The sequence below is a fragment of the Cohnella sp. GbtcB17 genome, from assembly GCF_019091135.1.
GTDB lineage: Bacteria > Bacillota > Bacilli > Paenibacillales > Paenibacillaceae > Cohnella.
The window spans coordinates 171,567-196,775 of sequence record NZ_JAGXJW010000005.1; the positions used below are offsets into that span (position 1 = coordinate 171,567).

The 25,209-nt window shown below is 59.7% G+C and carries 22 protein-coding genes and 1 riboswitch; of the genes, 12 read left to right on the forward strand and 10 right to left on the reverse strand.

Annotated features, from left to right (window positions below):
• The first annotated feature begins 23 nt into the window (after window positions 1–23).
• The 6 genes from KVT38_RS04095 (at window position 24) to KVT38_RS04120 (ending at window position 10,493) form a co-directional block, all read left to right on the forward strand.
• Window positions 24–926, forward strand: coding sequence for an ABC transporter permease (locus tag KVT38_RS04095; RefSeq protein WP_217592411.1), 903 nt, complete (start codon window positions 24–26; stop codon window positions 924–926).
• Window positions 920–1,780 carry a carbohydrate ABC transporter permease gene (locus KVT38_RS04100; protein WP_217592412.1) on the forward strand — a complete coding sequence of 287 codons (861 nt, stop codon included), beginning with the start codon at window positions 920–922 and terminating at the stop codon, window positions 1,778–1,780. The genes KVT38_RS04095 and KVT38_RS04100 overlap by 7 nt, the downstream gene beginning before the upstream one ends.
• 71 nt (window positions 1,781–1,851) lie before the next feature.
• The gene (locus KVT38_RS04105; protein ID WP_217592413.1) at window positions 1,852–3,432 is read left to right on the forward strand and encodes an extracellular solute-binding protein; all 1,581 of its coding nucleotides are present in this window, start codon (window positions 1,852–1,854) and stop codon (window positions 3,430–3,432) included.
• A gap of 43 nt (window positions 3,433–3,475) precedes the next feature.
• On the forward strand, window positions 3,476–4,270 hold the full coding sequence (locus tag KVT38_RS04110) for a phytanoyl-CoA dioxygenase family protein (protein ID WP_217592454.1): 795 nt from the start codon (window positions 3,476–3,478) through the stop codon (window positions 4,268–4,270).
• Window positions 4,271–4,379: 109 nt separating this feature from the next.
• Entirely contained in the window at window positions 4,380–6,923 is a 2,544-nt protein-coding gene (locus KVT38_RS04115) for a golvesin C-terminal-like domain-containing protein (RefSeq protein WP_217592414.1), read from the forward strand.
• A 300-nt stretch (window positions 6,924–7,223) separates the two neighbouring features.
• Complete coding sequence (locus KVT38_RS04120; RefSeq protein ID WP_217592415.1) at window positions 7,224–10,493, forward strand: outer membrane protein assembly factor BamB family protein; 3,270 nt, start codon at window positions 7,224–7,226, stop codon at window positions 10,491–10,493.
• Window positions 10,494–11,099: 606 nt separating this feature from the next.
• Here the strand turns inward: KVT38_RS04120 and KVT38_RS04125 are convergent.
• Window positions 11,100–12,032, reverse strand: coding sequence for a transposase (locus KVT38_RS04125; RefSeq protein WP_217592416.1), 933 nt, complete (start codon window positions 12,030–12,032; stop codon window positions 11,100–11,102).
• 258 nt (window positions 12,033–12,290) lie between these two features.
• Window positions 12,291–13,106 (reverse strand): helix-turn-helix domain-containing protein, encoded by an 816-nt coding sequence (locus tag KVT38_RS04130; RefSeq protein ID WP_217592417.1) that lies wholly within the window; start codon window positions 13,104–13,106, stop codon window positions 12,291–12,293.
• A gap of 184 nt (window positions 13,107–13,290) precedes the next feature.
• Here KVT38_RS04130 and KVT38_RS04135 point away from each other — a divergent pair, with 184 nt between their 5' ends.
• The gene (locus tag KVT38_RS04135; protein ID WP_217592418.1) at window positions 13,291–14,100 is read left to right on the forward strand and encodes a phytanoyl-CoA dioxygenase family protein; all 810 of its coding nucleotides are present in this window, start codon (window positions 13,291–13,293) and stop codon (window positions 14,098–14,100) included.
• A 90-nt stretch (window positions 14,101–14,190) separates the two neighbouring features.
• On the opposite strand, the gene KVT38_RS04140 is transcribed toward KVT38_RS04135, so the two are convergent.
• Genes KVT38_RS04140 through KVT38_RS04155 form a run of 4 tightly spaced genes read right to left on the reverse strand, consistent with a single transcriptional unit; the run spans window position 14,191 to window position 17,666 of the window.
• Entirely contained in the window at window positions 14,191–15,036 is an 846-nt protein-coding gene (locus tag KVT38_RS04140) for an ABC transporter permease subunit (RefSeq protein ID WP_217592419.1), read from the reverse strand.
• Window positions 15,033–16,013, reverse strand: a complete 981-nt coding sequence (locus KVT38_RS04145) for an ABC transporter ATP-binding protein (protein WP_217592420.1) — start codon at window positions 16,011–16,013, stop codon at window positions 15,033–15,035. Before KVT38_RS04145 ends, KVT38_RS04140 begins: the two co-directional genes overlap by 4 nt.
• On the reverse strand, window positions 16,010–17,140 hold the full coding sequence (locus KVT38_RS04150; protein ID WP_217592421.1) for a hypothetical protein: 1,131 nt from the start codon (window positions 17,138–17,140) through the stop codon (window positions 16,010–16,012). The genes KVT38_RS04145 and KVT38_RS04150 overlap by 4 nt, the downstream gene beginning before the upstream one ends.
• Window positions 17,124–17,666, reverse strand: a complete 543-nt coding sequence (locus KVT38_RS04155; protein WP_217592422.1) for a sigma-70 family RNA polymerase sigma factor — start codon at window positions 17,664–17,666, stop codon at window positions 17,124–17,126. The genes KVT38_RS04150 and KVT38_RS04155 overlap by 17 nt, the downstream gene beginning before the upstream one ends.
• A gap of 209 nt (window positions 17,667–17,875) precedes the next feature.
• Window positions 17,876–17,991: riboswitch (TPP riboswitch) on the forward strand.
• Window positions 17,992–18,096: 105 nt separating this feature from the next.
• Between KVT38_RS04155 and KVT38_RS04160 the strand changes: the two genes are divergently transcribed.
• The 5 genes from KVT38_RS04160 to KVT38_RS04180 are packed head-to-tail and all read left to right on the forward strand — an operon-like array spanning window position 18,097 to window position 21,851.
• Window positions 18,097–19,179 carry an ABC transporter substrate-binding protein gene (locus KVT38_RS04160; protein WP_217592423.1) on the forward strand — a complete coding sequence of 361 codons (1,083 nt, stop codon included), beginning with the start codon at window positions 18,097–18,099 and terminating at the stop codon, window positions 19,177–19,179.
• Window positions 19,180–19,222: 43 nt separating this feature from the next.
• A complete protein-coding gene (locus KVT38_RS04165; RefSeq protein WP_217592424.1) occupies window positions 19,223–19,528 on the forward strand; it encodes a thiamine-binding protein in 306 nt (101 codons plus the stop codon).
• Window positions 19,518–20,291, forward strand: a complete 774-nt coding sequence (locus KVT38_RS04170; protein ID WP_217592425.1) for an ABC transporter permease — start codon at window positions 19,518–19,520, stop codon at window positions 20,289–20,291. Before KVT38_RS04165 ends, KVT38_RS04170 begins: the two co-directional genes overlap by 11 nt.
• The gene (locus KVT38_RS04175) at window positions 20,288–21,070 is read left to right on the forward strand and encodes an ABC transporter ATP-binding protein (protein ID WP_217592426.1); all 783 of its coding nucleotides are present in this window, start codon (window positions 20,288–20,290) and stop codon (window positions 21,068–21,070) included. The genes KVT38_RS04170 and KVT38_RS04175 overlap by 4 nt, the downstream gene beginning before the upstream one ends.
• Entirely contained in the window at window positions 21,060–21,851 is a 792-nt protein-coding gene (locus tag KVT38_RS04180; RefSeq protein ID WP_217592427.1) for a TatD family hydrolase, read from the forward strand. The genes KVT38_RS04175 and KVT38_RS04180 overlap by 11 nt, the downstream gene beginning before the upstream one ends.
• 115 nt (window positions 21,852–21,966) lie before the next feature.
• Here KVT38_RS04180 and KVT38_RS04185 read toward each other — a convergent pair whose 3' ends face one another.
• From KVT38_RS04185 to KVT38_RS04200, 4 genes are all read right to left on the reverse strand, one after another.
• The gene (locus KVT38_RS04185) at window positions 21,967–22,158 is read right to left on the reverse strand and encodes a hypothetical protein (protein WP_217592428.1); all 192 of its coding nucleotides are present in this window, start codon (window positions 22,156–22,158) and stop codon (window positions 21,967–21,969) included.
• 51 nt (window positions 22,159–22,209) lie between these two features.
• Window positions 22,210–22,725, reverse strand: coding sequence for a CcdC protein domain-containing protein (locus KVT38_RS04190; protein ID WP_217592429.1), 516 nt, complete (start codon window positions 22,723–22,725; stop codon window positions 22,210–22,212).
• Window positions 22,726–23,463: 738 nt separating this feature from the next.
• The gene (locus KVT38_RS04195; protein WP_217592430.1) at window positions 23,464–24,069 is read right to left on the reverse strand and encodes a pentapeptide repeat-containing protein; all 606 of its coding nucleotides are present in this window, start codon (window positions 24,067–24,069) and stop codon (window positions 23,464–23,466) included.
• A gap of 203 nt (window positions 24,070–24,272) precedes the next feature.
• Window positions 24,273–24,890 (reverse strand): hypothetical protein, encoded by a 618-nt coding sequence (locus KVT38_RS04200; protein WP_217592431.1) that lies wholly within the window; start codon window positions 24,888–24,890, stop codon window positions 24,273–24,275.
• Window positions 24,891–25,209: the final 319 nt, after the last annotated feature.

Here is a 25,209-nt window from a genome sequence, read left to right on the forward strand (position 1 = left end):
GAACAACCTGAAAGGAGGAAAGTATGGCACTCGCCGCTCTGCGCAAATACTGGCCCTTTTATGTGATGCTGTTGCCCGGCGTACTCTTTTATCTCGTCTTCCGGTACTTTCCGATGTACGGCATGGTGATCGCATTCAAGGATTTCTCGATCATGGACGGCATTCTGGGCAGCCCCTGGGCGAATCCCTGGTACAAACATTTCCAGACGTTTTACGAATCGCCCTACTTCGGGGAGCTGCTCCGGAACACGCTGCTGATCAGCCTATACAAGCTCGTCTGGGGCACCGTCCCGCCGATCCTGCTCGCCCTGCTGCTCAACGAATGCCGGGTCCGCTGGCTCCGCTCCATCGTGCAAACGCTCACCTATATGCCTCATTTTCTGTCGTGGGTAATCATTTTCGGCATTCTGATCGCGTTGTTCTCGCAAAACGGGGGCATCGTGAACCGCTGGATCGTGGAGGCCGGCGGCAGTTCCTACCCGTTCCTGACGTCGACCGCTACGTTCCGCAGCGTCCTGGTCGGCTCGGAGGTTTGGCAAAATCTCGGCTGGGGTGCGATCATCTATCTCGCCGCGATCGCGGGCATCGATCCGACGCTGTACGAAGCGGCCCGGGTGGACGGCGCGAGCCGGATGCGGATGATCTGGCACATTACAATTCCCGGCATTCGCAGCGTCATTGTCCTGCTCTTTATTTTAAAGCTCGGGCATCTGCTCGACGCCGGCTTCGATCAGATTTACATTCTCTACAACATCCAGGTGTACCCGGTTGCCGACATTTTGGACACTTGGGTGTACCGGACCGGCTTGCAGCAGTTGAACTTCAGCCTCGCCTCCGCCGTCGGGCTGTTCAAATCGCTGATCGGCATGGGTCTCGTCCTGTTTGCCAACAAAGTAGCCAAGAGATGGGGGGAAGGGATATGGTAAAGGGCCTGGAGGACCGGCTGTTCAACGCCTTCGTCTACGCCGTGCTCGTCTTTTGCGCCCTGCTGGCCATCTTCCCGATTCTTTACGTCGTCTCCGTATCGATCACGCCTTTCGGAGAAGTGCTTCGCAACGGCGGATTTATTCTGATCCCGAGGGACGTGACGCTTTCGGCCTACAAGACGCTGCTCACGCAGTCGAATCTCCCGCAGGCGTTTAAAGTCACCGTGCTCATCACCGTCGTCGGCACCGCGGTCAACCTGATATTGACGGGGCTCATGGCGTACCCGCTCAGCCGCAAAAATTTGCCCGGCCGCCGGATTTTCCTGCTCATGATCGTGTTCACGCTTATTTTCAGCGGCGGCCTCATTCCGACCTACCTGATCGTCAAGTCCGTCGGCTTGATCGATTCGATTTGGGCGATGATTTTGCCGAATGCGATATGGAGCTTTAACGTCCTGATTATGAAAAGCTTTTTCGAGGGCCTGCCCGAGGAGCTGTTCGAATCCGCCCGCATCGACGGGGCGAAGGAGTTCCGCATCCTGTTTCAGATCGTGACGCCGCTGTCGGTTCCCGTGATCATGACGATCGGTCTGTTTTACCTCGTCGGCCACTGGAATGAGTTTTTCCAGGCGATCTTCTACGTGACCGACCGGACGCTTTTCCCGCTCCAGGTGATCGTACGCGAGATTTTGATGCAGAGCCAGCAGACGCTTGAAAACGCCGACAATATCACGCCCACCCAGACGCTGCAGATGGCCGCCGTCATGATCGCCAGCCTGCCGGTGCTCGTCGTCTATCCGTTTATCCAAAAGTACTTTACCAAAGGCATGCTGCTCGGCTCGATCAAAGGGTGATTCGGCCTGCGACCGGCCGCTGGCCGGCCGACAGAAGGCCGCTCCAATACAGGGTATGGAAGGGGTTTGCCATGTCTTCGAATTCGATCAAACGAACGTCCGTGCTTCTCATGTCAGTCACGCTGCTCGGCGCCGTCGTCTCCGGGTGCGGCAATGGAGGCGGCAGCGAGGCTTCCTCGTCGCCATCCGGCTCTTCTTCCGCTTCGTCACCGGCCGGCACGGATGCCGCCACGCCGCAAGCGAGTGCCGATTCCGGCAAAAAGATCAAGCTGGAAGTGATCGAGACCGGCAACAATCTGCCCGCTCCGGACCAGGACGTCATCAAGAAGGAGCTCGACAAAGCGCTTAACGTCGACTTTAACTTGACCGTCTACGCCTCGGGCGACGACTACAAAAACCAGCTGAACGTCCGGATGGCCTCCGGCAACTTCCCGGACCTGTTCGCGCTCGACCGGCAGCAGCTGATCGAATTTTCCAAGCAGGGCCTGCTCCTGGATTTGACGCCCTACATGGACCGTCTGAAGCAGGCGACCGATTTTATCGGAGAAGAAAACGTGAAGAAGGGGGCGGTCGACGGGAAAATATTCGCGATCTCCAAAAGCTCGCAAATTCCGTACAATACGTACTTTATCCGCAAGGACTGGCTCGACAATCTGAAGCTGGAGGTGCCGAAAACGATTGAAGACCTGAAGGCCGTCGCCGTCGCCTTCACGAACGACGATCCCGACCAGAACGGCAAGAAGGATACGTTCGGGCTGACAGGGGCCGAGCTGAACGGAGCGTTCGCGCCGGTATTCGGCGCCTTCGGCGTCGGCACGCCGGGCACGGTCTACGAGAAAGACGGCAAGCTCGTGAACGCGCTGTACGATCCGGCCATGAAGGACGCGCTTGCCTTCATCAAGGACATGATCGCGACGGGCGCCGTCGATCCGGAGCTGCTCGCCAATACGGCGCTGCAGCATCAGGAGAAGGCGTTCAAGGGCCAGGCCGGCATCATCTGGATCGACTGGCCGAACATGACGAAGGAAAACATGATCGAGCAGATCAAAGCCGTCAATCCGAAGGCCGAATGGATTCAGATCGAGCCCCCGGCGGGCCCGGCCGGGAAGTTCGACGGATCCTGGGAAATCGGCAATACGCCGGGACGGTACGCGATTCCGAAGGCGCTCGAGAAGGATCCGGAAAAGCTGCAGCGCGTATTCGATCTGCTGAACTACGTATCCGATCCGAAGACCGGATCGCTGCTCGTGCAGTTCGGCGTCGAAGGCACGCACTTCACGAAGGACGGCGACAAAATCGTCATGACGGATAAGGCGGGCGAAGTCGGCTATTCGTGGCTGTACCAGTTCACCGGCCGTCCGGAACTGTCCTATTTGCAGACGAAATTCGTGCCGCAGGCTGAATTTATCAAGTTCGCGGGCGACCAGCCGCGCATTCAGACGCTGAACGGCTTCGTCGATCTGCCGGAGGGCTACGTCGCCTCCGACGCGGACCGGTATATCAAGGAAGAGCTGGCGAAGTTCGCGTACGGGCAGCGGGACCTGGGCGAATATGACAAATTTCTGAAAACGCTCGAAACGACGATGAAGTATAAGCTGTTCATGGACGCGGCCGAGGCGCAGCTTACCGCGCTTGGCTACGGAAGCAAATAAAAAGAACGGAGGTGCAGGCGAAGTGAGCAACGAGACCGACCGCATGCAACTGGACATACCGGCGCTGAAAAAGCAGTTCGAGGAGCAAGGCTACCTGAAGCTGACCGGCGTATTAAGCGAGGATCGGGTGCGGTGGCTGAACGAGGCGGTTGACGCCGTTTTGGCGGAGGAAGAGGAGAGTCTGTCCTACAACATTTATAACAGCGTGGAGCGTCACCCTGAATTTCTGTCGCTGATCGACGAGCCGACGATTCTGCCGCTGGTCGTGAACCTGCTCGGGTACAACATCCAGCTTCATATCTCGCATCTGACGGTGAGGAAGCCGAATCCCGAGCTGAAGAAGACGGCGACGAACAGCTTTATCGATTGGCATCAGGACGGCCCGCATCCGCAGTTTCCGAAGACGAACGGACTGACCGCGACGTACTATATTAAAGCTTGCTACGTGCTAAGCGACATGTCCGAGCCGAACCGCGGCAACACGAAGCTGATCCCGGGCAGTCACAAAAAGCCGTTTAACCCGAACCAAACGGACGTCAACGTCGCGTTCGAGGACGAACTGCAGCTGTGCGGCAAGCCGGGCGACGTATTCCTGTTCGCGCAAAACGTCTGGCATGCCGGCGCGCCGAATACGTCATCGTTTACCCGCCGCCAGCTGTTCATGGGCTACAGTCCGCTATGGATGCGGCCGATCGATTACCATCAAGCTTCCGAGAAGCTGCTCGAAGGCGCGGACCCGATCCGGCGTCAGCTGCTTGGCAGCATCAGCGACGACAAGTTCAAGTATTACGTCCCGCAACAATCCATGGTACCGCTCAAGGCGCTGTATCAGGTCTGAATTGGAATGGCACGCAGTTTAATTCGCGGAAAGCACTGCAGACGAACCCCGTCTACGGTGCTTTCTTTTTTATCGTATAGGCAAGCGACTATGGGGAGGCGAACGTATCGTGGAAACCAGGCATCCGTTTCGTTTTTGGCCGCTCCTCCTGGCTTTCGTATTGGCAGCCGCTTTTCTTGTTCCAACCGCCCGCATTCACGGGGAACAGCCCGGGGCTGTGCTTCGAACCGGCAACTATTATTTTAGTCTTGCACCGAACGCGGGCAGCTCCCCGGACTACAACGCGACGGGAATCGTGTCCGCCCAGACGGGCAAGCTGCTCGACGGGTCGACGACGACTTATGCGGGATGGATGGGCAACGGCAGCTTGCCCGGCACGGTGCAGGTCGTATTCGATCTGCTGAAGGACTATCCGCTCGACCGGATCAACGTCGTCATGAATTCTCCAAACAGCTACTGGGGCTTTAAGGAGATTACCGTCAAATATCGGTCCGAAGCGAATGCCGACTACTATTATTTGGCGGGCAAGCATGTCCGAACCGGGACCGCGCTCAATTACGCCGTCGAATTTCCGCTGCACGACGCCGTCGCCCGGTTCATCGTCATCGATATGAAGCGGTCGCATGCGTACCAGCACATTCCGCTGAGCGAGGTGCAGATTTACCGGGGCGTCGGAGACGAAGGGACCAATCCCGGGCCGGCGCTGACCGCATCCGAGCTGCAGGCGGAAATGAAAAAGGACGGCCTGATGGCGGACCGGTACGGACAGTGGATTTACGAGGATTGGCCGGGTAAAGTGACGACGGACACGCAGCTGCAGCAGGAGTATGCGACGGAAGCCGCCGCGCTCGCGGGCGTCGAGCTGGATTCGAACGTCTACGATCCGTACGGCGGGCTTAAAGCGATAGGACAGCAGACCGCCAGCGGCTACTTCAGGCTTCAGCAGATCGACGGCATTTGGTGGTTTATTACGCCGGACGGGTACCCCTTTATATTAAAGGGCGTCGATACCGCCAGCATCTGGGAGTGGGGGTACGGGACACCGCTCAAAAAGACGGACGGCACGCCGCGAAGGGTGTTCGAGGAGCTCCCCGACCCGAACGTCTATGCGGAAGCGTATTCCAATGACGCCAACGGCGAGCGGGTCAGCTTTTTGACGGCCAATATTATGAAAAAATACGGCAGCGATTACGAAATGAAGTGGGAGGACATCACGAAAAAGCGGCTCATCGATTGGGGGTTCAACGCGTTCAGCAAGTGGTCGAAGCCCAATACGGTGACGTTTCCTTATATCATGGTGCTGCAGGACCCGCCGACGCTAAGCAGAATCGATTGGACGTACGACGTGTTCGATCCGCAGGCCGAATCGATCATCGAGGCTTCGCTTCAGCCGCAGCTTCAAGCGGCGGCGAGCGATCCGTGGCTCATCGGCTACACGTACGACAACGAAGCGGGCTGGAGCTCCGACATCGTCGCGAAGGTGCTGGCCTTTGGCGCCGATTCTCCCGCGAAGGGAAGGTTCGTCGACCTGTTCGCGGAGCGGCATAACGGGGATCTTGCGGAGGCCAATCAAATTTTGGGAACGAACGCGGCTTCTTTCGAAGCCTTGAAAGCGGTTCCGATCTCGCTGGCCAAAGTGCCTGCCGCAGACGTATCGGCTTATATCCAGCTGGCGTCCAGAACGTTTTATTCCACGATCAGAACGATTATCGACCGCTACGATACGAACCATTTATTTCTGGGCTCGTCGATCGTCCCGACATGGCGCACGAGCCTCGATTGGGATGCGGCATCGATGGAATTCGTAGACGCCTTCTCGGTCGACAACTATACGAACGATCCGAATTGGATCGCGCGGTACCAGGCGTTCGGCAAACCGCTGCTTAATCTTGAGTACACGTTCAGCACGACCGAGCACGGTCTGTCCGCGGTAAACGGAGCGACGCACGTTCCCACCGTTGCGGACCGCGGGCTCCGCTACAAGGCGTTCGTGGAAGGTCAACTGGGCAACCCGCTGTTCGTCGGCTCCGGGTGGTTTTCCTACTACGATCAAGCTGTAACCGGCCGGAAGGACGGCGAAAATTTCAACATCGGTCTGCTCAATCAGCAGGATCAGCCATACGCCGACATGATCGCGGTCATGAAAACGGCCAATGCCGGTCTTGAAGCCGTTCATGCAGATGCCGAGTTCCCGACCGAGCCGGAGGAGCCAGTGGACATCATCGTCGACAATCGGGACGCCGGATTTGCCGCCGACACGGGCTGGGTGACCAGCGCCTACGCGGCAGCCCGCATCGGCGAAGACTACGTCCACAGCAATAAACTGGCGAACAAGCAGGCGACGTGGACGCCGAATGTGACGATCCCGGGCGATTACAACGTCTATATGCTCTGGAACGCGAGCGCGGACCGCGCCGCCTCCGCGAGTCTGGAGATCGGATACGACGGGGGGATCGATACGACCAAGACGGTGAATCAGAAGACGAACGGCAATCAATGGGTGTTCATCGGCACCTATCCGTTCGAAGCCGGGACGAATCAATATGTAAAAATCAAGTCGACTTCCACAACAGAGTATACGATCGCAGATGCCGTAAAATTCTCGTTAGCTTCTTCGGATCCGTTCGGCGCGACGCATGCGCGATCCAACTAAAGATTAAATTGCCATCCGCAGGGCCTCAATCGATCTCCTGTTTACGCCGGCCGCCTTCGAGGCGCGCCGGCGTTCACGGCGGAACCTATGAATTTAATTTTGATCATTATCTACATCCTTAGCAAAAGCCACACGGGCGCAGCCCGCGTCGCGATTGGATTTGGAGATGGTTCACGGCGGCTGACGCGGGAAATCGCAAAGAAAAAGATAACGCTTCCTTTACGGCGCTGCCGTCCTTTCCTATACTCTGGGCTGCAGCAGAGTCGCGAACTCTGCAAGCCCGAGGGGAGAGATGCATTTATGCGAAGCAGGTTGGCAGTCGCGCTGGCGGTCATCGTTTTATGGTCGGCATTAACGGGAATGGGCGGCGGAACGGGACACGCGGAAGAGAACAGATTGTCCCAAAAAACGTACGGCAGTCCCGAGGAGCTGCTGCCTCCGCTAAATTACACCGTATCTATTTTTAACGGCACGGTAGGCGAGGAAGAGGGGCGTCCCGTGCTGTACACGACATCCAAGGGCAAACCCGGCAACCTCAATGTCATCGATCTCGACGACTACAAGCTGCTGAGGAGCATTCCGCTCGCGCCTTCTGAGAGCTCCTGGGCGCATACCGTGGCCCCCGACGGGACGCTGTACATCGCCGCGGACGGCAGCGGGTCGCGTCTATGGAGCTACTCGCCGGTCACGCATGTGCCCAAGGTCGTGGCGACGTTCAGCGGCGAGTCATGGCCGATGAGCATCACGACGGACGAGCTGGGACGCGTATATGTCGGCACGTATCCGGGCGGGAAAGTGTATCGCTACGATCCTGCCACCGGGGAGACGAAGGATTACGGCCGCGTCATCGGCGACATCCCGCAGGAGTATGTCCGGTCGATCGCCTATCAGGGCGGCAACGTGTACGCGGGCACCGCTCACCATCAAATCGTCAAGGTGAACCTGGCGACGGGGGAAAAGACCGATATCGCGGCGGCGCTGTCCGTGCCGGCCGGCAAGGATACGGTGTACGACCTCGATACGATCGACGATCGCTATCTGTTCGCCCGTTACACGGACGGGACAGGCGTGCCAGGGCCGGGCTATTTGTACGATACGCAGACGGAGTCGTGGCTGGACGTCGTGCTGGACAATGTCACCGGGCTTCACGAGACGGATTCGCTGGACGGCAAAATCTACTTCATGTCCGACAAGCAGTTAAAGACGTTCGACCTGGCGACGCATGAAGTGGCGCTGACCGGGATGACCTACGGGAGCGGCTTCCGCGGTGCCGACTGGGTCGAGTTTCCGAATCATCCGGAGCTGCCGGGCAAAAATCTCGTGACCGTCAGATTCGACGGCGGCGTCGCCATTATGAACATCGAGACCAAGCAGGTGCATCTGTATCCGTCCGTCGTTCCCGGCACGCCCGGCGTGGTAGACCGGATCCAGACCGCGCCGGACGGCAAGCTGTTCGTGAGCGGCGTACAGACGAGCCGCGGCGCGATGATCGATCTTGCGGACTTGTCGGTCACGTCCTATGCCATGGGGCAGGCGGACAGCATCTATCCGCTGGACGACAAAATGTACTTCGGCGTCTACCCGGAAGGCGCGCTGTATGCATTCGACCGGAACGCCGCGCCGGGAGAAAACAATCCGAAGCGGGTATTCGAGCTGGGCGAAGACCAGGAGCGCCTCGTGAATATGACGGCCGCGGCGGGCAAGCTGTACATCGCGACGATACCGACCTACGGCACGCTGGGCGGCTCGCTCACCGTCTACGATCCGGCGACGGGCACAGGCACGGTGCACCGGAACGTCGTACAAAATCAAAGCGTGCTCAGCCTTGCCTACCATGACGGCAAACTGTTCGGCTCTACGACGATACGAGGCGGGCTGGGCTCCTTGCCGACCGAGTCGGAAGCCAAAATTTTCGTTTGGGACGTCGCAGTCGACAAGAAAATCGCGGAGTTCCCGCTGCGCGTCCCCGGTCTCGACCGGCCGATCTTCATCGGCGACTTGTCGGAAGGACCCGACGGCCTCATTTGGGGCGCCTCGAACGAGTATATTTTCGCGCTCGACCCCGACACCTACGAGATCGTCAAAAGCAAAAAAATCTATCCGAAGCTCAGCTATTCGGAATGGGCGCATTTCCAGCTGCGCTGGTCGTCGGACGGCTTGCTGTACGTCCTGTTCAACAACAAGCTGACGGTGATCGATCCAAAGACGCTGGATTTCCGCACGATTGCCGACGCTTCCCGCTTCGAGCTCGGCGTGGACGGCAATCTCTATATAACGGACGCGGCGACCAATACGATTTTGTATCGCATCGAGGTGGACGGCGACATCCAGGCGCCGCCGGCCGGCATACCGCTCGCGGTCGCGAACGCGGGCTTCGAAGAGTCCGGCACAGCCGGGACGATCCCCGGCTGGAGTCCGATGTTCGCGGTCGGCAGCGGCTATAACTATAACGTCAGCGAAAACCACGTCGCCTCAGGCGCGAAGAGCCTGAATATCAAGGACACGCTGCGGACGGCATCGGTCGCGCTGCAGAGCGACAAAATACCGGTCGAGCCGGGATCGGCGTATACGGCCGGCATGAAAATCTACATCCAATCCGGTCAACCGAGCTTCATGTTCCGCTTTTACAACGCAAGCGACGCCGAGACCGGCACGCTGCAGGTTCATCTCGACGAGAGCCGGCTGCAACAGTGGCAGGACGTCGCCTTGTCGGGCGCGGCGCCTGCGGGTTCCGTCTACGCGAGGCTGATCGCCGTGACGACGCGTTACAATATCTCCGATGCCTATTACGACGACTTTTACGTAACGGCGGCGGATGACGAAGCGCCGGTATCCACAGCGACCGTGTCGCCGGAGCCAAACGCACAGGGCTGGATCAACGAGGACGCGGAGGTGACCGTCCTTGCGACGGATGCGGCCGGGAGCGGCGTGGCGTCCGTAACATACGCCGTCTATGGGGCGATGAACGAAGAGGCGGTCACGACTGCCGGCGAGACGGCGACATTCCGCGTAACGGCCGAAGGCCAAACGACGATTACGTACTTCGCGGAGGATCGCGCCTACAATCGTGAGGCGCCGCACACGCTGGACATCCGTATCGACAAGACCGCACCGACCTTAACGATGACCGGCGCATCGAAATTCAGGATCGACAAGCGCGCGACGATCGGCTGCGTTGCTACAGACGAACTCTCCGGCATCTCGTCCGCCGATTGCGGACAGCCGCTCGTTGACATGCCCGTCTACGAGCTGGAACCGGGCGCGAACACCGTGACGGCGAAAGCCTCGGATACGGCCGGCAACGAAGCATCGGCCGAATTCGCCTACGAGGTGTACGCGGATTATGACAGCCTCTGCACTGTCTCCGCCGAGTTCCTCGGCTCGAACCATGGCGTGGCGCTGGCGTTATGCGCACAGCTCAAGCTGGCGGAGCAAGCGGAGGAGCGAGGCAACGAAGCCGCTAAGCAAGGAATTTTGATGGCGTACGATCAATCGGTGTCCGCGCTCTCCGGCAAAAAACTGACGGCTGAGCAAGCCGACATTTTGCGGAAATGGGCGAAGCAGCTATAAATTCAGCCTAAGAGCAGCCGGCCGACTGGCCGGCTGCTCTTTCGGCGCATAAGCCTGTTCATTTGCCGACGCCCCCCCCGATCCATGCCTCCAAAGCTGGCTTCGAAGAGGTGATATGTCCTGCGCCACGTTTGAACGATATCCCCTTGCGTCAGGTTGAAGGCCGTTTTGATTCAGAGAGGGCAGACGGAAAAGTCGCTCTCGGGAGGCAGGACTTAAAATCGCTCTGAGGAAGCAAGACGTAAAGATGCTTTAAGGACGCAAGACAAAGAAAGCTCTGAGGATGCAAGAAATACGAGCCCTTAGGATGCAAGAAATACAGCGTTCTGAGGGGACAAGAAATAAAAGCTCTAAAGAGACAAGACATAACAAACTCTGAGGAGGCAAGAAATAAAGCTCTAAGGAGACAAGACATAAAAAGCTCTAAGAAGGCAAGACATAAATAGCTCTAAGGAGGCAAGTCAAAAAAACTATAAGAGGCAACGCGTAAAACGCTCTGAGACGGCAAGACGTGAAACTCACTCTAGGGGAAAAGGCGAAAAAGTCGCTCTAAAAAGGCAAAATGGGAAAGTCGCTCTCGGGATGCCGGACGTAAGACCGTATCATTTATACGGCATTACGTTCATGTCGGGCACGGCGTCTAAACCGCCACATTAACGGACGAATGCCCGATCTAGGGCCGACCAAGCCCCGATACGTAATCTTGCGGTACGACCCGCAGCAGCCGATAAGCTCGGCCAGTGCCGCGGTGCGGAAAGACAGACGAAAAGCGAACTCGTTCAAATAGGCTTGCAGATGCTTGGGGCCGATCCCGCCGAACGTCCAGGATAGCCATCGCACCGCGTCCCGCCAGGCTAGATGCAGTGCCGAGCGTCCATGATGGCCGCCCGGGAGTATCGTCGTATGGCCGTCTGCGACATGCAATTGTACAAAACGCTCCGCCGCTTCCTCGCCGTCCGCAGTGTCTCTTCTGGCCGCGCCGTCCCCTTCGGGCCCGTCGACGGCCTTTATTTTGAGATGGACAAACTGTTCCGCGTCGTTAATGGTGCCGCCGGCTACGACCGGCTGGGGCTTCAGCGACTGTTGGGCGTTGGGGCTGCCAAGATGCCGATGGTATTCGTAGCCGTAATATTCGCCAAGCAACTGAACGGTGCCTTCGAGCGGACGCTCGAGATCCCACTGGCCGATGGCATCACGCAGCTTATGATTGATCAGCCACGCGGTCTTATAGGTTACATGGATCAGTTCGGCCAGCAGCTTGGCGCTGATGCCGATCTGCATCAAATACATCGCTTGAAACCACTTCGCGAGCGGCGTGCGGGAGCCCTCCAGCACCGTACCGGCGGTGAGAGAGGTCTGATGGCGGCAAGAGCGACATTCGAAAAGCCGCCGGCCGCGGGACGACACTTCGTAGTAGGAAGGATGCGAGCAGCGGGGGCAGCGGAAGCCATGCGGCCATTTGGCGGCGAAAAGAGCGCCCGCGCAGTCGTCTTCGCTATAGGCCGGCAAACAATCCCGAATCGAAAAACGGCTGGGCATGGCGATCCCTCCGATAAGAACATTTGTTCTTATTATATCAAAAATCGGATGGATGTAAAGCGAGATTGCCAAGCGAATAAAAAAGTAAAAGTTAAAGCGGGAGTGCGCGCAAGTCGCCGTTCCTTGCCGAAGGGGATACCGTTAAAACGGCGCGAAAGCAGGTGTGCAGCAGCCGCAGGAAGCGCATTCGAGATGCTCGGCCCCACGCGAGGCCCGTCAAGCGAGCCGCTCTTTTGGCCGCGTTCGTCCGAAGCAGGCTCAACCGCCTTCCGTTCGTTCCTGCTTTCTGAAGGCGCTCGGATTTGTTCCCGTCCATTTGCGAAATTGATTCATAAAGTGGTTGTAGTTGTGGAAACCGACGTCGTAGGCGACCTCCGAGGCGCTGCGATCCGTATGCGCAAGGAGGAGCGTGGCTTGCCGAATTCGCATCCGATTGAGTGCATCGATGACGGACACTCCCGTCTGTTCCTTGAACAAGTGCGACAAACGGGAGGGAGACAGTCCGATCTCCTTCGACAACGCTTCGATCTGGACGGGGCTGCGCATGTGCTCCGACAAAAAGCGCATGGCTTCCGCGACCCGCGGATCCAGCTTCCGGCTTTGCCGCTCGGCCAGCAGCATTAATATTTCCCGAAGCGAATTCAGGCACAGATCGTGCCAGTACTCGCTCCTCTCTCGCGAATCGAACAGGATTCTGCGAAAAGCCTCGTATATTCTCGTTTGCAGGGAACCTTGCTCCAACGCTTGCAAGGACAAGGGCTCGTCCGGCAGCAGCTTTTCCCCGATCGATCGGGGGGAGAAATGCGCCCATACGAAGTTCCAGACTTCCCCTTTTATTGTCCCGTACGTATGGGGCGTACCCGCACGCAGCAGAGCGATGTCGCCGCTTGCGCAAGTTTTCTTTTCGCCGGGAATCGCAAAGTAGCCGCTGCCGTCAAGCGTGTAGGCGATCAGCCAATCTTCCATCCCTCCGGGCCTGTTGGTAATGTAGCCGTCGTCGACTTGAAAATGTCCCGCCAGAATAATGCCGGAACTCAATTCGCTATAAGAAGCCGGTTCGTTGTATTTTTCCACAGATTTTCTCTCCCAGCCGCAGTCGTTTGTTAATAGCATAGCGCGCGGCATCGCTTAAATCCAGCGGACAGCAGAATCGTGTGAGTGAAAAGCAGGATTGCTACTCCCCGGCGGAGCGCGAAAAAAATATACTGGACCTGCAGGACCCGAGGGCCGGCTTAATCGATTCGGAGGAGGAGAAGACATGTCGCATGCACTTCAATGCTTGACCGCGGAGCAAAAAAATAAGTTCGACAAGGAAGGGTTTCTAATCGTAAAGGGGCTGTACGATTCGCAGCAGCTTCAGGAAATCAAGGACACCTTCGAAGAAATCGGCCGCACGGGCGTGCCGGGCTATTATGAGCCGGACATGACCGCAGGCGACGACGATCCGCTGAAGCGGTATCCAAGGGTGATGCACCCGCACCGGTTCAACGCAACGGCGAAACGATACATGCTGCATCGGCCGGTGCTAGCCGTATTGGAGGATTTATACGAGGAGCCGCCGCTTGCCGCGCAAAGCATGTTTTATTACAAGCCTCCCGGCGCCAAGGGGCAGGCGCTTCATCAGGACAACTTCTACCTGAAGGTGGAGCCCGGCAACTGCATCGCCGCATGGACGGCGGTCGACGGGGCGGACGAGGAGAACGGCGGTATGCTGGTCGTGCCGAAAACGCACGATTACGAGATCGTCTGTCCCGAGAGCGCCGATGCGAAGGAATCGTTCACGACCCATTTCGTGAAGCCGCCGAAGGATCAAAAAGCGATGCCCGTCGTGATGGAGCCGGGAGACGTGCTGTTTTTTAACGGTAACCTCATTCACGGCTCGTACCGCAACAAGACGAAGGACCGGTTCCGCAGAGCGTTCATCTGCCACTATGCGAATGCGTCCGCGACGCGCATCGGTCAATATTACCGTCCGCTCTATCGTGCCGACGGGACGGAAGTCGATCTGGAGCTGAATGCCGACGGGGGACCGTGCGGTGTGGAATTCGAGACATTATATCCGCATTGATGACAAAGATGAGGCGCATCATGGACAGACCCACGGCAGAAGAGACCGCGGGTCCTGTTCGCGTCAAATGGAACCGGCGAAAATGATGGGCTACAGATCCTTCCTGTCGAATGCCCGGCAGCCAAGATAGAGCAGCAACGCCGCATAAACGACCGTATACAGCAAAAAGGCGTTGGAGGGAACGCTGGGGACAGAAAAGGGTCCCATATAAGTGCCGGTCAATCCGGCCCAATCCGATCCGCCCATGAGCTCGTACAAGCTTCTCCTGTAGACCGAATCCGTCGGCAGGATCAGCCCGGTCAGCAGGACGAACTTTTCAAGGCCGGGATGCGTTCCGCCTTCGCTCGATATTCCTTCGATGAGGCCGCTGAAGAGAGCAAGCCCGTAGAGCAGAGCGGCGCAGATGCCGTTGCCCAGCATTGGCAGATAGACGGAGCCGAGCATGGACAGCGTAAGAAGCAGGAGCGGCATCCAGAGAAACAGGACAAAGCTTCGCAGCAAATCCCCTGCGAACAGGTGGAAGCCGGTAGCGCCGTGGACGATCCATACCATGGCGACGAACAGCACGGCGCTGTAGGCGGCGATCCACACCGCATGTCCCAGCCATTTGGCCAGATAAAGCTTCCAGCGGGGAAGCGGGCGCGCGGCGACGGCCAGCAGCAGCCCGTTTTCCTGTTCGCCGGTGACCGTCCCCATCGTAGAGAAAAGTACGAAAAAAGACGCCAGAAACTGCGCGAAAAAGAGACCGAGCACCATGAACAGCATGCTGTCCATGAGCTTCTTGGCGGCATGGTTCGGCTCCTGCTCGGTCATACCTGTCAGCTCATGGAGTCCGACGCCGAACAGAAGCAGGAAAAGAACGGTTAATATGAGCGTGACCATAAATACCCGTTTGCGGGTCAGTTCCTTCAACGTGGCAGAGATGTACATGGTCATCGCGAGTCGCCTCCTTGACGGGAAGCGGCCATCCGGATAAACCAGTCCTCGAGGCTGTTCGCCTCGGGACCGGATTCGTACAGCGTCAGACCGTTTTGGATAAACAGCGCGCAAAGGTAGCCTGCCTGCTCCCGGCCGGATACGTGCGCGGACAAGACCGCGTTGCCGTTCGCATCGGCCTCGATGAGCCGCAGCGCGGAGGCGGAAGTTCCTCCGGCGGCTTCGAGGATAGCCGATAGCGTGTCGGGCAGCCAGCCTCCCACCTGGAATCGCCACCGGACGCCGCCGTCGGTCGCGCCGCCGAGCAGCTCGCGCAGCGAGCCCGAAGCCAGCAGCTCGCCGCCGTACAGGAATGCCGCCTGATCGCACAACGCCTCCACGTCCTCCAGCAGATGCGTATTGAGAAACACGGTTACGCCCTTGTCGCGGAGCCGTTTCAGCAGGCTTCTGATCTCGTGCCTGCCGACCGGATCGAGAGCCGAGGCCGGCTCGTCCAGAATCACCAGCTCGGGATCGAGGAGCAGCGCCGTGGCGAGGCCCAGCCGCTGCTGCATGCCTTTGGAAAAGCCGCCGATCCGCCGGTCCGCCGCCTCCGCCAAGCCGACGAGCGCAAGCGTATCCCGCACCCGGCTGCGGAAGGCGGGCGAGCGCGTATCCCGCGGACGCAGTCCGCCCAACCGGCCGTGGAAGCTCAGCACCTCGGACGGCGTGAGCCAGTCCTGAAAGCGAAACAGCTCGGGCAAATACCCGAGCTTGCGCCTCGCTTCCGGCCGGCCGAGCGGTTGGCCCAGCATAACGGCCCGCCCCGAATCGGGGCGGTGAAGGCCGGCGAGCATTTTAACGAAGGTGCTCTTGCCGGCTCCGTTCGGTCCCAGCAGGCCGAAGATGCATCCCTGCGGCACCTGAAGGGTGACGTTGCGGCAGCCGCCGCGGCCGTCGTACGTTTTGGTCAGATCCGCGGTGTCGATGATCATCATGGCCCGACAAGCGCCTCCGCCGTGCGCCTGAAATCGGACGGCGCATTAAAATCGTTTGTTTCGACGCTGAGCAGGCTCATGCGCGCGCCGTCGAGCCAGAGCAGGAAGCGTCTGGCGTCGCCTTCCGTCATGAGCGCCTCGCGGCCGTTCAGCCGCAGACTCTCGGTCATGCCTTCGCGTGCGGGGACCGGCAGCGTATTTCGCCAGTCGCCGATGGCCGCCAGCTTGGTGCGCAGGCTGTCCGGCAGCACCGGCAGACCGAGGATCGCCTCGCGGACGACGGCCGCGTCGATGCCGCCCTCTACGGTCAGCGCCGGCTTGCCGAACTGAAGCAATCGGGCGGGCTTGCCTGCCAGCGAGCCCTCCATGGAGACGCCGTCCGGGATGCTGAGGGTGATCGCTTTGCCGTCCGCCGCGGCCGGCAGCGTGGTGTCGCTGCCTAGACGGAGCAGCAGCCGATTGACGGCTTTGACGTTCAGGCGGAACGTCAAAGCGGTGGCCGGCTGATACACAGGGGCCGACGGCGCGTCCAACCGGAGGAGGGTGCCGCCCATCCGGGTTTCCGCTTCCGCCCAGGTCACGGTGCGCGATTCGCCGCCGCCCGATTGGGTTAACGTGCCATACTGGGCCAGGTCGAAGCGTTGGTCTCCGTCAGGCGAGCCGCGTTCGAGCAGGCTCGAGATGGCGGCCATGTCGGTTTGCGAGATGTCGACGCCGACCATGTGCTGGATGCGGAACGTATCCAGCATCGCCGCCAGCGTCCGGTCTCCGAGCGGCGTGGCGAACAGGCTGACGGCCACGGCAGCGGCCGCGACGCCGGCGGACAGCCGCCGCAGCCTGCGCTTCGCCGGCCTTTCCGTCCGCCAGCGGCCTCCTCCGGCGCTCTGCGGTCCGCTTGCGGCGGCCGTTTGGCCGGCCGGTGCTGCGGGCGCCGATTGCGCTTCGCCCACGCCGATTGCGTTTGTCCGTTTCATTTCGATCACACCGTCCTTATGTGGATGATTGTCCTCCGCTTGCTTCCAGAACGCCGGTACAGGCTCTCCGGCCGTCGCCTGCTCGAATCGCGCCCAGGCCGGGCCGGGATCAAAATCCGGTTTCCCGCCGTTCCTTTTATCCTCGTCGTTCATCGCCCGGTTCCTCCTCCTGACCGTACTTCTTTTTCAATCGTTCCTCCGCCCTGGCCAGCAACGTGCCGACGATCTTCGGATTGACCCCGAGCCGGCGGGCGATCTCTTCATAGCTGTATCCTTCCTCACGCAGAAGCAGGGCGGTGCGGTCCCGGTCCGAGAGCTTGTGCAGCACCCGGCGGACGACGTCGATCTCCCATTCGCGGATCACCTCCGTCTCCCCCGACGGGGCGGCGCCTTCCGACCAAGCCGCTATGCGCGCAGTCTCCTTTTCCAACAACGCCTTGCCCGACGCGCGCTGTCTCAAATAATCGTAGCCCACCCGGGTCAGCACCCGGTGCAGCCAGGCGCCGCAGGCTTCCAATCGTTCGGGCGGCTGCCGGTACAGTCTGAGGAACACCTCCTGCGCGAGATCCTCCGCTGCCGCGCGATCGCCGGTCAATGCGTAGAGCTTCCGCGCCACGCCGGGATAATGCTCCCGGAACAGGCGCCGGAACAGCTCGGGTACTTGCGAGCCATTCTCCATGCCGCGGCCGCGCCCCCTTTCGACATATAAGACGGTTGTCGGATCCGATTTATAGCAGGCAAGCGTTTATTTTATTTTCGCACACTTTGTCCAAGCGGCAGTCCTTGCATTCATATTAAACGACGGCGGCGGCAAATGCTGGACAGAATCCGATCTTCTGCTATAATGAGGAGCGTTATCAATCAACGCCGACAGTACGTCGACAATCGAACAAACCCCGGGGGAGCTGGGTAAGGCCGGCTGAGAGTGCATCCCGTCATCGACGATGCAGACCCTTTAACCTGGTCTGGTTAGTACCAGCGTAGGGAGGCGGGAAGCGCGAATCGGATTCGCGCGTTTTGTCCATGCTTATTTAGGACGCCCTCCGTATACGGGGGGCGTTTTTTGAATGTCTGCGTGCCGGACGGCAGTGGAGAGGGAGTAGAGACAGATGGGTATGGTCCAAAAAAGCTGGCGCGGCAAGGGCGCGGCGGCGATCGCGGCGCTGCTGATCCTGGCGGGCTGCGGGGGGAACGGGAACAACGAGGGGGGCAGCAGTTCGGCTGCGGCTTCGCCGAGTTCGCCTGCGTCGGCATCCGCTTCGGCATCGGCCTCGAACGACCAAGCCGCCGATCTCGGCAAAGTGAAGGTCGTGCTCGACTGGACGCCGAACACAAACCACACGGGCTTGTACGTGGCGGCCGATCAGGGCTACTGGAAAAAGCGCGGCCTCGACGTCGAGATCGTGCTGCCGCCGGAGAGCGGCGCCGACCAAATGGTCGCGACGGGAGCGGCGGACTTCGGCGTAGGCGCGCAGGAGGGGCTGACCTTGGCGCGAGAGAACGATATGCCGATCGTCTCGCTGGCTGCCATCATTCAGCACAATACGTCGGGCTTCGCATCGCCGGCGGACAAAAACATCAAGGAGCCCAGAGATTTCGAGGGGCATAGCTACGGCGGATGGGGCTCGCCGGCGGAACAGGCCGTCATCGGCTCGATGATGCAGAAGCAGGGCGCCGACGTGAACAAGGTCAAGTTTGTCAACGCGGGCACCGCCGACTTTTTCACCGCCGTCCAGAAGGATATCGACTTCGAATGGATCTTCTACGCCTGGACCGGCATCGAGGCCGAACAGCGCGGCATTAAGCTCAACATGGTCTATCTTTCCGATTTCGACAAGCGCCTCGATTACTACACGCCGGTGCTGACGACGAGCGAAAAGATGATCAAGAACAAGCCGGACGTCGTCCGCGCGTTCGTCGAGGGGGCGTCGGAAGGCTATCAGTACGCGATCGACCATCCGGCCGAAGCCGCGGACATTCTGATCAAGGCCAATCCCGACCTGAACGCGGATCTGGTCAAGGCCAGCCAAGCGTGGCTGAGCCCGAAGTACAAAGACGACGCGCCGCGCTGGGGCGAACAGAAGCGCGAAGTGTGGTCCGGCTACGCCGAGTTTCTCAAAGAGCACAAGCTGCTGACGAAGGACCTGGACTACGACGCGATGTTCACGAACGACTTTTTGCCGCAGTCTTAAATCACGCAAGGACCGATGGGGACTTGACCGGGAGGACAAAGAAATGGCACAAGCCTTGCTGAGTATTCAAATTTTGCCGAAAGCCGCAAAGCCCGAGGACGATACGCATCTGTACGTCGACCGAGCGATCGAGATTATCAAGGCGTCCGGCGTCGCGTACCGCGTCGGACCGCTCGAGACAACGATGGAGGGCGACCTCGACCAGTTGCTAGACATCGTGAAGGAAATGAACCAGGCGATGTTCGAAAAGGGCAGCCCGTCCGTCCTGTCGCAAATCAAGCTGCTCGTACACGGCTCGGACGGCGCCTCGATGGCGCATCTGCTGCGCAAATATCCCGATGGACAGTAAAATCGGCCGCTGGCTGCTGCCGATCGGAACGCTGATCGGCGCGCTCGTCCTGTGGCAGCTTAGCGTAGATTTGTGGCATATCAAGCCGTATAAGCTGCCGTCGCCGCTGCATATCGGCGAGCGGATGTGGGAGCAGCGCGACCGGCTGCTCGCGCAGAGCGGCTCGACCCTGCGGCTTGCCCTGAAGGGCATCGGTCTCGGGATCGCGCTAGGCGTGCTTTCGGCGATCGTTTTTCATCTCATTCCCGTCGTGCGGGCGGCGCTGTCGCCGATCATCATCATCACGCAAAATATACCGCTCATCGCGCTCGGACCGCTGCTCATCATCTGGCTCGGCTTCGGCATCGCGCCGAAGCTCGTGCTGCTGGCGCTCGTCTGCTACTTCCCGATCGCCTGGTCGATGCTGGCGGGCCTTGGGCAAGCCGACGCGAATTTGCGCGAGTATCTCGCGATGATCGGCGCGAGCCGGCTGACGGTGCTGCGGCGTTTGGAGCTGCCGGCCTCCTTGCCCTATTTCTTCTCCGGACTGAAAATTACGGCGACGTACAGCATCACGGCGGCCATTGTCGCGGAGTGGCTCGGCGCGAGCGAAGGCATCGGCTATTACCTCGTGCTCAAGTCGAAGGGCTACGACACGACGAGCGTTTTTGGCGCGATCGTATGCATCGTGGGCATGGCGCTGGCGTTCTACGGCATCGCGGCGCTGCTCGAGCGGCTCGTCGTCCGCTGGCGGCCGGCGGGCCGGGAAGGAGGCGCGCGATGAGCGGACAAGCGAAGCTCGAACTGATCGATATTCATCATCAATATTCGCGCGGCAAAAAAGCCCATCCCGTGCTCGGCGGCATCTCGCTTACCGTCGCAGACGGCGAGTTCGTCACGCTGCTCGGCCCGTCCGGCAGCGGCAAGTCGCCGCTGTTCCGCCTGATCGGCGGCGTCGAGCGGCCGCGAGCGGGGCGCATCCTGATCGACGGCGCGGAGACGACCGGACAGCGCGGCCATATCAGCTATATGCCGCAGCAGGCTTCGCTCTTTCCCTGGCTGTCTGTCCGCGCCAACATCGCCTCCGCGCTGACGACGGCCGGCGTCGAGCGGAGGCAGGCGGAGGTGCTGGCGGCGAAGTGGCTCGATCGCATCGGTCTCGGCGACGTGGCGAACGAGTACCCGCGGGTGCTGTCGGGCGGCATGCAGCAGCGCGTGTCGTTTTTGCGGGCGCTGCTCATGCCGCGCGGCGTCATGTGCCTAGACGAGCCGTTCGCTGCGCTCGACGCGCTCACGCGCGCGGACATGCAGGCGTGGCTGCTGCGGCTGTGGGAGGAAGAACGGCGCTCCGTGCTGTTCGTCACGCATAGCATCGAGGAGGCGCTGACGCTGTCGGACCGCATCTACGTGCTGTCCAAAGCGCCGGCGACCGTGCTGCGGGAAGTTCGGGTCCCGTTCGAGCGGCCGAGAAGGGCGGATGTGTGGAAGGAGCCGGCGTTCGTGGCGTTAAAGGAAGAAGTGCTGGCGCTCTTGGAGCGGGGAGGCGGCGGACATGGCGTATGACGCGCATCTGCACGCCGACCAATATCCGCCGGAGCGTCGGAAGACGCTGCTCGCCGAAGCGTTCGCGGCCGGCATGAGAGGCGTTGTCGCCGTCTCGATGCATCCGGCCTCCTGCACGGAGACGCGGCGGCTCGCTGCCCTGTGGCCCGGGCGCGTGATGCCTGCCTACGGCCATCACCCCGAGCAGCAACCGCTCGTGCCGGACGAACGCGAGCGGCTGTGCGGCTGGATTCGCCGGCTGGCGGACGAAGGGGAGGCCTTCGCGATCGGAGAGGTCGGCCTGCCTTACTATACGCGGACGGAAGCCCAGGCGCGCGGCGAAGCGTTCGACGAAGCGCCTTACCTTGCGCAGCTTGACGTCTTCGCGCGTCTCGCCGCCGAGCTGGATCGTCCGCTCGCGCTCCATGCGGTATACGAGGACGCGGACAAGGCGCTTGACATTCTCGATCGGCACAGCGTTCGCAGCGCGCACTTCCATTGGTACAAGGGGGCGCCGGAGACGACGGCGCGGCTCGCCGCACGCGGTTGCTTCATCTCGCTCACGCCGGACGTGCTGTACGAAGCCGAGATCAGAGAGCTGGCCGCCACGTATCCGCTTAGCCTGCTGATGGCGGAGACAGACGGTCCGTGGCCGTTCGAAGGTCCGTTCGCGGGCATGGAGACGCATCCGGCCATGACGCTTGCGGTCGCGCGCGAGATCGCGGCGCTGCGCGGACTCGCGCTTGAAGCGGTCGAGCGGACGCTCGACCGCAATACGGCGGCTTTTTACGGCTTTGAATGACGTCTTTCCCATCGCAAAAAACAAGCCTTGCGCTTCTTCTACGGAAGAGACGCAAGGCTTGTTTCTATTGTAAAGTTTTGAACGCGGCAGGACGCTGCCTGGCGCCCGGTCCCGCTCATCCGTGGTAGCTGCCGGTCGGCGCGTTCAGCACCCATTCGAGCAGCAGCAGTTGCTCCTCCAGCCGCTCGGCCTGCGCCTGCAGCTCGGGACGAGCTTCTTCTCCCGCCTCTTCGTAGAGCAATTTGAGCGCCTCCTTGCGCGCGGCCAGCTCATGATACTTCCGTTTGACTTGGTCTGCTGTTCTCAAGCTCGACATCCTTTCGGTGAACAGACGGCGTCGGGCGCCTGTGGCTGGCCGTCAGGCCGCCCGCTTGGGCGCCGCGCGCAGCACGTACATGTAATAGCCTGCATAATAGGCGATCAGAATGAAGAAAATGGCGGCCGTCCAGGGATCGCGGCCGTATTGCTGCAGCGTGTCCGGGCCTCCGGCGGCATTCGCGGCCGTCTGCGCGCCCTGCATTGCGAACAGGAGCCGGTAGGCGATGCGGCCGATGAACAGCGCGATGACGAGCGATTCGATGACGACGTGCGTCCGGTAGTAGAGCCCGTCGCTGCGGCGCTCCACGACGCTGTGCCGGATGGCGAACCAGGCAAGCAGCCCGCCGAGGGCGAGTCCCGCCGCGTCAGCCGCGAACACGATCGGGTGGACGAAGCCGGCTGCGATCAGGATGACGCCGATGACGGCGAAGATGCCGATTCGAATCTGCAGCCTCCGCGGCCGGTACAGTTGAAAGCCGACCGTTCGCCGGATGCGGCGATACAAAAAAAACGCGACTAACAGGATGGGGACCGCATATTGCGCGGCTTGGTTCATGGAGATCGTCCTTTCGGGAGCGTTTGATGCGCTTAGTTTATCATACGGACCCGGGGAGGCGTCTATCCTTCCTCGGACTGAAATGACGTTTTTGTTGTCGGGCGATGAAGCTCCGGGCGCTAAGGCTTGGGCGATTCGACTGACCTCAAGGCAAACCAGGCAAACGGCAAAAAACCGCCGAAGGACGGCGGCTTCCGACTGCCTGGAAGGGCGTGATGACGATTCAGCGGCGCGAACGCGGCGTGGATTGCGGATCCTGCTTGATCGTTTCCGACACCTCGGTCACCAAGAACGCCAAGTAATTTCTAAGCGAGAGACGTTGCTGCTTCATGCGTCATCACACCTCCTTCCCGCATGTACTGTTATTTTTTTCTTACACATCCGGCAGCTGGTTGAAACGGAGGCGAACGCGAATCGGCGAAAGCCGGAAGGGGACACGTGAATTTGCAGCGGAAAAATGCAAAAAAGCCGGCCCCTCTTAAGGAGCCGGCCGTTCATGCGCAGGGCGTCAGGTAGAAAACCGGATCGTCAAATAAATGATCAAGACGAACAAAAACACCGCCAGGCAGTAGCCCAGCACGAGCCCCACCGCTTTCGGACCGTTCATGTCGATTCACCGCCCAGTACTTGATGCTTCTATTATACAGGACGAGGCGGGAGGAAAAGAAATGACGCGTTTGTGAACGATCTGACGCGCTCTGTCGCTCTTTGCGCAAGTCGCTTGAACGAGATCGAAGATCAGTCGACTTTGGCGCCATGCGAGAGGGAGAACAGCACCGCTTGCTCGTGATCCATCCGCACGCCGGATACGGAAAATTGCTTGAAGTCGACGCCGTCCATTTTGGCGCCTCTCGCGTCCGCTCCCTGCAGGTCCGCCTTGGCAAGCGAAGCCATCGATAGGTCGCAGTCTCTAAGATCCGCCTTTGTCAACTGCGCCCCGGCCAAGTCCGCCTCGTAAAACTTGATGCCGCGCAAATCCTGCTTGGCCAGCTTGGCGTTTCTAAGATTCGTATATGACCAGTCGCCTTGGAGGATGGAGATTCCGTCCAAGGTAGCTCCTGAGAAAGTGGAACCCATCATTTTGCATCGATCGAACTTGCAGACGAACAAATCCGCGCCGTTGAAGTTGCAATTTTCGAACGCGGAGTCCGTATGGACGGAGCCGTTTAGCGATGCGCCGCGGAAATCGCAGCCGACGAAACGGCATTTGAGGGACGCGATCTCCTCCATGGAGCCATGCGCGAACGAGCAGCGGATAAACGTGCAGCCGGTCAGCTCGCCGTATTTTAAATCCTGGCTGCCGAAGTTGACGCCCTCGTAGTGTTGCTGACTGTACTGAAACAATAAGACGGCTCCTTTCGGGGACTGATTTCCTTTCTCACTATAGCACACGGCTGTCAAGGGGACGTTTCCGGTCGTTCAAATGTCAAGCGCTATATTTTTAATGAGCGATATGCGCGAAAAAAAGACCTCCCGTGGAGGTCTTCGGCGGTCCTTATCATAGATTCGTCCATAAGCGCGATCGAGCCGTCCGTATAGAGGCGGTGTTAACCGAGCGTTTCCGCGTCGCCCGAATCCTCTTCGTCGTCGAACAGCGGACCGCTCGTAATCCACAGCTGCTGAAGCTGGTCGTCCGTGATCGTGCCTTTCAGAAATTTGTCGTAGTCGGACGTTTTGATTTCGATCATGTTTTCCGCATCGGCATCGGTGTAGAACACCCGCATGTACACGGCGCCGACCGGCACGAGCTTTTTGAAAATCTGGTCGATGTCCGTCCAATCGTCGTCGAAGCCGTACAGGGACGGATAATAGACGACCGCCGTCAAGTCGCCCTCGATGTCCGTGAGCGTAATTCCGTCTCCGCCGAGCGCCATGACGTCTTCCGTCAGCTTCACCAGATTGGCGCCGGCAGGCTTCAGGTCGACCGTCTGCTTTTTGGCGTCGTAGGTGTAACTTACGCCTGCGCTTTTCAGTGCGGACAGCGGCAGCATCGTTGAGCCTTGCAGATTGATGGCCGGCGTACCCTGCGTCGCAATCGCCTGCCCGCCGAGCGTCAATCTGACTTTCGGGAAACCTTTGTACGTTCCCCACAAGCTTGCGGCGCTGACGACGCCGCCGACGGCCAGCAGGCCGATCAGGGTGAGCAGGACAATTTTCTTTTTCATCGGACAACACTCCATTACATCTAGTATCGATTTAAGTTTAATGGCACCTCTTTAAGAATATCACGGCCGAGCGAATCGTTTCTGTGACCTCGGTTACAATTTCCAGGGCTAAAAGGCGCAAAAAAACGACCCCCGTCTCGCGACGAGGGCCTCATGGGAGAGAAGAAACCGGACGAAGAACTTATGGGGAAACGTAAGCCTTCTCCGCGGTTATCCCCGGCGTCTCTCGACGCCGGTAGTAGCAGTATCGCCGCATCGAGGGAAAATATACGCGCAAGTAAAAAATGACGCATGCCGGTCCGTCGTCATGGGACGGGCT